The organism is Clostridium sp. (assembly GCF_032552055.1).
Classification (GTDB): domain Bacteria; phylum Bacillota; class Clostridia; order Clostridiales; family Clostridiaceae; genus Clostridium.
Map to the genome: position 1 here is coordinate 1 of NZ_JAWGSV010000148.1, position 7,594 is coordinate 7,594.

Sequence of the window (7,594 nt, forward strand, 5' to 3'; positions counted from 1 at the left end):
TTAAAAAAGAATATAAAAAATTACTATATTAATTTTATTTAAGATTAATTGTATTTTAGGAGGAAAATATGAAAGTAAATCAAATTATAAGTATATTAGAAGAAAATCAACTTACAGAAATAGAAGAATTAAAAAATGAAGATGGAATAATATTAGTAAAATTCTTTTTTGATTTTGATGAAGATGTTCTTTCAGCTGCAAGAAGCTACTCTAATGATGAAAGTGATTATGAAGAAGAAAGCAATGAATGGTATAAGGAGTTCTTTATTCCTTATCTTTATGAGTATGCTAATGATGAAGTAGTTGATATTATTGAAGAAATAGTTGATGAAGTAGATTTGGCAGGAGAAGTTATGGCTTTCCAAATGAACTCTAATAGTTTTGAAACTATGCAATTTATGGCCTTATTTACTGATGAAGATCAAGATATTACTATTGAAGATGTTGCAAAAGAGTTTATTATTTAAACCCTTCCATATGAAGAAAAATTATTCTATTGCATAAGAAAAAAAATATGATATAATTAAGTCATAAATAAATCCTGAGATGTGCGCTTAGCTTAAAATATTCAACCTACATTGAATATACGGGATTTGCAATATCTAAAAGTATGCTAGGCTCCAGTAATTCACTTATGTGGCAGGAGAAAGCAAAGAGTTAGTGCGCTTAACCCACCTGCGAGTAGCAGGTATGAATATTTAAGTGACCGGCATGTTGGGAATAATATGTAATTAATACCTCTACTATGAGGTATTTTTTTATTTTATTAATTTGCTATTAAGAGGAAGATAGTTTAATAAGAAGTTTAATAATGCTTTTTTTAATTTGATTTTTTTTCTACATTTACTTTTAATCATTGTAGCACCCCCATCTATTTACAAAATCCAATTGTTTATAACAATATTATACCAAAAAGTATAAAAATGTAAAACTAATTCTTTAGACGGAATTCTACAATTTTTTTTATTGTATATGTTTCAATTATTAATATACGTCTATAGCCTTATATAATTATGGGGAAAGAATAATTTTTAATTAGAATATAAAAATTCAAAGCATATATTAAAATTTAAATATAAAGAGAAGATTAAAATTGAGTTAAAAGTGTAAATAATTACATTTGAATTGTTTTAAAAGTTGATATTGAGAAAAAATGAAGGTAAAATATAAGAAAGAATTATTTTAAGAAAGGGAGTACTAAAGATGGACTACGCAAATATGAAAATGGATGATGTAATAAAAAGGATTAATGAACTTTATAAAAAAAGTAAAGAAGATGGATTAAATGAAAGTGAAAAAGAAGAGCAACAAATATTAAGAAGAAGATATATTGATAGTGTTAAAAGTAATTTTAGGGCTCAATTAGAAACGGTGGAGTTAAAGAAAAAAAATTAAAGGGTGATAGAGTTGTCAGTTAAAGTTGAAAAATTAATTAAGGATTTTGACATGGAGGTCTTGGTAGAAGGGGACAAAAATGCTGAGATTTTTGTAAATGATATTAATAGGCCTGGATTACAGCTTGCAGGGTTTTATAATTATTTTGCACCAGAAAGGATACAAGTAATTGGTAAAGCTGAATGGAGCTTTCTAGAGACTATGGGAATTGAGCTTAGAAAAAAGAGAATAAACAAATATTGTAGCTTTAATTTAAAATGTTTAATGATTACTAGGGACTTAGAACCTCAAGAGGAATTATTAAAAGCAGCAGAAAAAAATAAAATATGGCTTATAAGAACTAGCCTAGTAACTACTAAATTTATGAGCAAATTAACAATTTATCTTGCAGATAAATTAGCACCAGAAACTAGACTTCATGGAGTTCTAGTAGATGTATATGGAATAGGTATTTTAATTACTGGGGAAAGTGGAATAGGTAAGAGCGAAACAGCTCTTGAACTTATTAAGAGAGGACATAGATTAGTAACTGACGATGCAGTTGATATAAAAGAGGTTGATGGAGAACTAATAGGTAAATCTCCAAGAATTACAATTGGAATGCTTGAAGTAAGAGGAATAGGAATTATTGATGTAGCATCACTTTATGGATTAAGTTCTGTATTACCAGAAAAGGACATAAAGCTTCTTATGCATTTCGAACATTGGAAAGATGATGGAGACTATGATAGATTAGGACTTAATGATGAAAGACAAGATATATTAGGAGTTAAGGTTAAGAAACTTAGAGTGCCAGTAAGACCAGGAAGAAATATAGCAGTAATTATTGAGGCTGCTGCAGTTAACTATAGACATTCATTAATGTCAGATGTAACTCCTGTAGATATAATTGAGGGTAGAATGGATAAAATAATAGAGTAATATACTTTATACTAAGGAGAATGAAATGAGTACAATAGAAGAAAAAAACAAAAAAGCATGGGAAAAATATGTTGGAGAAAAGAGAGAAGAGTTATTTGAGTTTTGCAGGGGATATATAAATTATATGTCTATTTGTAAAACAGAAAGAGAATGTGTGCTTACAAGTATTAATATGGCTGAAGCTCTTGGATATAGGAACTTAGAAGACATAATTAATAATAATGAAAGATTAAAAGCTGGAGACAAGGTGTACTGTAACAATAAAGATAAAGCATTAGCATTATTTTTAATTGGAAAAGAGCCTATTGAGAAGGGACTAAGAATAATAGGTTCACATGTGGATTCACCAAGACTTGATTTAAAACAAAATCCTTTATACGAAGATACAGGTCTCGCTATGATGGAAACCCACTATTATGGAGGGGTTAAAAAATATCAATGGGTAACGTTACCATTAGCTATACATGGGGTTGTAGTTAAAAAAGATGGAACTAAAATAAATGTTGTTATTGGTGAGGACGAAAATGATCCAGTTATTGGTGTTTCAGATCTTTTAATTCATTTATCAGCAGATCAACTTCAAAAAAAGGCAAATGTAGTAGTTGAAGGTGAAGACTTAAACTTATTAGTAGGAAGTATTCCTTTAGAAGATAAAGAAAAGGATGCTGTTAAAGCTAATATTTTAAGAATACTTAATGAAAAATATGACTTTGATGAAGATGATTTTATATCAGCAGAAATAGAAGTTGTTCCAGCAGGTAGAGCTAGGGAATATGGTCTTGATAGAAGTATGATAATGGCTTATGGTCAAGATGATAGGGTTTGTGCATATACATCATTAATGGCACTATTAGATACAGAGGAAGTAGATTATACTAGCGTAGTATTACTAGTAGATAAAGAAGAAGTTGGAAGTAATGGAGCAACAGGAATGCATTCAAGATTCTTTGAAAATACTGTTTCAGAAGTTATGGATAGACTTGGAGAGTATTCAAGCCTTAAGTTAAGAAGAGCATTATCAAATTCAAAGATGTTATCAGCAGATGTTTCAGCAGCTTTTGATCCAAACTATCCAGCAGTTATGGAAAAGAAAAATTCTGCTTACTTTGGAAAAGGCTTAGTATTTAATAAATATACTGGAGCAAAAGGAAAGTCAGGATGTAATGATGCTAATCCTGAATACATAGCATGGCTAAGAAATATAATGGAAGAAAATGATGTTGTTTATCAAACAGCAGAACTTGGTAAGGTAGATCAAGGTGGGGGAGGTACTATTGCTTATATTTTAGCAGAGTACAATATGGAAGTAATCGACTGTGGAGTTGCTCTTCAAAATATGCATGCCCCTTGGGAAATATCAAGTAAGCTTGATGTTTATGAAACAATGAGAGGATATAAGGCTTTCTTAGAAGCAAAATAGGATAAACAGGCTGTATAATGCAGCCTGTTTATTAATTAAGAATGAAAAATTAAAAATGAAGAATTAAGGATGTAATTTGTTCAAAATTACTATAATTAATAAAGGAGATTGCTTTTTGGTAATCTCCATTTTTCTTTAAAGAATATAGTTATACTAAATAAAATTTATTATAGTATTTTTTTAGTTAAGGAAATCAATATTTACAAATTATCAAATTTATTTCACATAATTTTAATATGTGAATATACTGTATCATAGGCAAGAGGAAGGTGATATATGTATGAATTTTGAGTGGTCAAGATTTAAAAATTATGGTTTATGGGTTTCTGTTCTTGCTCTAATACCAATGATATTAAGTACGTTTGGAGTTAAAGTAGTTGCTGAAGAGTATCAAACGATAACGAATATAATATTATCAATACTAGTTGCTTTAGGAATAGTGAATAATCCTACAACTAATTGCAAATGGTATGTTGATGATAAAAATAATGATAGTAAAGAGAGCAATTTAAATTTACCTTCAAAGCAATAAGTTAATTTAAAATTTTGGTTTATGATAATAATATTATTATCATAAACCTTTTTAAAGGGGACAGTAGATAGTTTTATGGAAAAACTATCTACTGTCCCCTAAAATTTATAAGGAATTAACCTTGTAACTTTAACCATCTTAACATATGAAGTACATTCTCATCATCTGGAATATTTACATCGCCAACATTACCATGACGTACGTCGTTAGGTATTCCATGACAATCAGATCCACAAGAAATATATAAGTTTCTATCTTTAGCTATTTTAAAAAATCTTTTAGTCTCTTTAGGTTTATTTCTAAAATAAATTGCCTCAAGACCATCAAATCCAAGTTCTAATAAATCTTCTATGGAAGTTTTTTTAACTAATACTGGATGAGCTAAGAAAACTAAAGCATTAAATTCTTTTAGAAGTTTAATACCTTCAGTAGTTGTAACTTTTGTAGAAGGTACATATGCTTTACAATCATTACCTATAAAGTTTTCAAATATATATTCGTGATCATAAGGATATCCTGCATCTATAATTGCCTTAGCAATATGAGGTCTTGCAATAGTATCTTTTCCATTAGACAATACTTTGTTTATATCTATATCAATATTATGGAATTTTTTTAAGTTATCTATAATTTTATAAGCTCTTTCTATTCTTTTTTCTTTAAAAGCTTCTAATACTTTATGCAATTCTTCATTATTGTAGTTTTCTTTAGTAAAAAAGCCTAATACATGAATTGATTCTCCATTATGTTCTGTAGATAATTCAATACCTGGGATAAAATTAACTTTTAATGTATCAGCTTCTAAAATAGCTTCAGGAATACCTGTTAATGTATCATGATCAGTTAATGCTATATAATCTAAATTTCTGTCTTTTGCCATTATAACTATGTCTTTGGGGCTATATCTACCATCAGAGCAAATTGAGTGAGTATGCAAATCACACTTAATCATTGTATCTCCTTTCAAAACATTTAATTATTATGATATAATTTATACATTAAAAATATTTTAACACAGATACTGAATTTTTAGTACAGGACTTGGAGGATATAATGCTTTTAATGATAGATAACTATGATTCATTTGTATTTAATTTAGTTAGATATATTGAAGAATTAGGAGAAGAAGTTATAATATATAGAAACGATAAGATTACTATAGAGGAAATAAATAAACTTAATATAGACGGAATAATAATTTCACCAGGACCTAAATCTCCTAATAAGGCAGGGATATCATTAGATGTAATACATCATTTTAAAGATAAGCTTCCTATCTTGGGAATTTGTCTTGGGCATCAGTGTATAGGACACTATTTCAATAGTTATATTGTAAGAGGTAAGGAACCAGTTCATGGAAAAATAAGTTATGTAAATCATGATAATAGTGGACTTTTTAAAGGGGTAAAAAATCCACTAAGAGTTACGAGGTATCATTCATTAATTGTAGATAAGAATACCTTAAGTAATGAACTTGAAATAACTAGTTTTACTAATGATAATGTAATAATGGGAATAAAACATATTAAATATCCTATATATGGACTTCAATTTCATCCAGAGGCTGAGATGACAGAAGAAGGACATAAAATTTTACAAAACTTTATTGATATAACTAAGGCACTTAAGGAGAAGGATAATGATTAAAGTAAAAGAAGTAAATATTAAATTCAATCCTTTTGAAGTATATAATGTTTTTAAAAATGAAATAAACACTATATTATTAGATTCATCTAAGGATGACGAAAGTTTATCTAAGTATTCTTTTATAGGGTTAAATCCATATTTATTATTTGAGGCTAAAGGCAATGAATGTTATATAAATAAAGAAAAAGTTCAGGGTAATCCCTTTGAAGTTTTAGAAAAATTAGTTAGTAAATATAAATTTACCATGGAAGAATATAAAGAAATACCATTACTTTCAGGGGCTATAGGATATATTTCTTATGATGCTGCAAGGGGAATTGAAGAAATTCCCAATACAAGCAAAGAAGATTTTAATATTAATGATATTAGTTTCGCTTTTTATAAGAATATTATTGTTTTCGATTTAAAGAATAATAGGCAATATATAACTTCATTAGATGGCATTGAAGAAGAAATAGAGAATATATTAAGTGTAATTAATAAAAATACTGTGGAAATAAATTATAATAAAGATATTATAAAAGCTGAACTTTCAAAGGATGATTATAGTAAATTTTCATCAAATTTTACTAAAGAAGAATATAAAAGTGCAATAACTAGACTTAAGAATTATATAGTAAGTGGTGATGTATATATAGCGAATATGACTCAAAGATTTACAATAGATAATAAAGAAAATGGCTTTGATATTTATAAAAAACTTAGAAGTATAAATAAAGCGCCTTTTTCAGCTTATGTAAACTTTGAAGATTTAGAAATAATAAGTTCATCTCCAGAAAGATTTATAGAAGTTAAGGATAGAAAGGTTATTACAAGACCAATTAAAGGGACAAGACCTAGGGGGAAGAATAAAGAGGAAGATATTAAAAATAGTTTGGAACTTATAAATAGTGAAAAAGATAAGGCTGAATTATTAATGGTAGTGGATTTAGAAAGAAATGATTTAAGTAAGGTATGTAAGCCGCACTCTGTTAAGGTTACAGAGCTTTTTAAACTTGAGAAATATGCAACGGTCTTTCACTTAGTATCTACAGTAGAGGGAACGCTAAAGGAGAATATTTCAGCTGTAAAATGTATTAAGGAATGTTTTCCAGGAGGATCTATTACAGGTACACCTAAAATAAGGTCAATGGAAATTATAGAAGAATTAGAAGGGTTAAAAAGAAATATATATACTGGAATAATAGGATATTTCGACTTTAGAGGAAATGCTGATTTTAATATTGCTATTAGAACAATAGTTAAAAAAGATAATAAGGCATACTTTGGAGTAGGTGGAGGAATTACCTTTGATTCTATTGAAGAAGATGAGTATTTAGAAACTATAGATAAGGCTAAAGCTTTAATGAAGGTCTTATTATAAGTTTTGCAAAAGAAAATAAAATATGGGGTAATAAAATGAGAAATTTAATAATTAATAATGAGAAGATCCAATTAGATAATGGATACTTCTTTGGAAGAGGGGCTTTTGAAACTATTTTAATAAAAAATCATCCAATATTTTTAAAAGAACATATAGATAGACTAAATAAGGCAATTGAATTTTTAAATATTGGAGAGACAGTAGATATAAGATATATTGAAAATATATTAGATAGATTAAAATTAAATAATTGCGCTTTAAAGGTAGTAGTAACTGAGAAAAATATTATTTTTCAAAATAGACCTATAACTTATAC

Annotated in this window: 9 protein-coding genes and 1 other RNA gene; 9 read left to right on the forward strand and 1 reads right to left on the reverse strand. The window is 27.8% G+C overall.

Features of this window, described 5'->3' with window-relative positions:
* The first annotated feature begins 68 nt into the window (after positions 1–68).
* The 6 genes from E6248_RS10510 to E6248_RS10535 all read left to right on the forward strand — a co-directional run bounded on the left by E6248_RS10510 (position 69) and on the right by E6248_RS10535 (position 4,268).
* Complete coding sequence (locus E6248_RS10510; protein WP_316340759.1) at positions 69–467, forward strand: hypothetical protein; 399 nt, start codon at positions 69–71, stop codon at positions 465–467.
* 68 nt (positions 468–535) lie between these two features.
* Positions 536–725, forward strand: a non-coding RNA gene (gene ssrS / locus E6248_RS10515) — 6S RNA.
* 478 nt (positions 726–1,203) lie between these two features.
* Positions 1,204–1,395, forward strand: coding sequence for a DUF896 domain-containing protein (locus tag E6248_RS10520; RefSeq protein ID WP_316340760.1), 192 nt, complete (start codon positions 1,204–1,206; stop codon positions 1,393–1,395).
* Between the two features lie 12 nt (positions 1,396–1,407).
* Complete coding sequence (hprK, locus tag E6248_RS10525; RefSeq protein ID WP_316340761.1) at positions 1,408–2,316, forward strand: HPr(Ser) kinase/phosphatase; 909 nt, start codon at positions 1,408–1,410, stop codon at positions 2,314–2,316.
* Positions 2,317–2,341: 25 nt separating this feature from the next.
* Positions 2,342–3,736, forward strand: coding sequence for an aminopeptidase (locus E6248_RS10530; RefSeq protein WP_316340762.1), 1,395 nt, complete (start codon positions 2,342–2,344; stop codon positions 3,734–3,736).
* Between the two features lie 280 nt (positions 3,737–4,016).
* A complete protein-coding gene (locus E6248_RS10535) occupies positions 4,017–4,268 on the forward strand; it encodes a phage holin (protein ID WP_316340763.1) in 252 nt (83 codons plus the stop codon).
* Between the two features lie 115 nt (positions 4,269–4,383).
* Here E6248_RS10535 and E6248_RS10540 read toward each other — a convergent pair whose 3' ends face one another.
* Positions 4,384–5,220, reverse strand: a complete 837-nt coding sequence (locus tag E6248_RS10540; protein WP_316340764.1) for a PHP domain-containing protein — start codon at positions 5,218–5,220, stop codon at positions 4,384–4,386.
* Between the two features lie 101 nt (positions 5,221–5,321).
* Here E6248_RS10540 and E6248_RS10545 point away from each other — a divergent pair, with 101 nt between their 5' ends.
* The 3 genes from E6248_RS10545 to E6248_RS10555 form a co-directional block, all read left to right on the forward strand.
* On the forward strand, positions 5,322–5,915 hold the full coding sequence (locus E6248_RS10545) for an aminodeoxychorismate/anthranilate synthase component II (RefSeq protein WP_316340765.1): 594 nt from the start codon (positions 5,322–5,324) through the stop codon (positions 5,913–5,915).
* Positions 5,905–7,278: an aminodeoxychorismate synthase component I gene (gene pabB, locus E6248_RS10550; RefSeq protein WP_316340767.1), complete on the forward strand. Its 1,374-nt coding sequence runs from the start codon at positions 5,905–5,907 to the stop codon at positions 7,276–7,278. The genes E6248_RS10545 and pabB overlap by 11 nt, the downstream gene beginning before the upstream one ends.
* 35 nt (positions 7,279–7,313) lie before the next feature.
* A partial coding sequence (locus E6248_RS10555; RefSeq protein WP_316340766.1) for an aminotransferase class IV occupies positions 7,314–7,594 on the forward strand: 281 nt, incomplete at its 3' end.

Coding starts and splice junctions, on each gene's coding strand:
- E6248_RS10510 (WP_316340759.1), top strand. CDS start 69: ATGAAAGTAAATCAAATTATAAGTATATTAGAAGAAAATCAACTTACA.
- E6248_RS10520 (WP_316340760.1), top strand. CDS start 1,204: ATGGACTACGCAAATATGAAAATGGATGATGTAATAAAAAGGATTAAT.
- E6248_RS10530 (WP_316340762.1), top strand. CDS start 2,342: ATGAGTACAATAGAAGAAAAAAACAAAAAAGCATGGGAAAAATATGTT.
- E6248_RS10535 (WP_316340763.1), top strand. CDS start 4,017: ATGAATTTTGAGTGGTCAAGATTTAAAAATTATGGTTTATGGGTTTCT.
- E6248_RS10540 (WP_316340764.1), bottom strand. CDS start 5,220: ATGATTAAGTGTGATTTGCATACTCACTCAATTTGCTCTGATGGTAGA.
- E6248_RS10545 (WP_316340765.1), top strand. CDS start 5,322: ATGCTTTTAATGATAGATAACTATGATTCATTTGTATTTAATTTAGTT.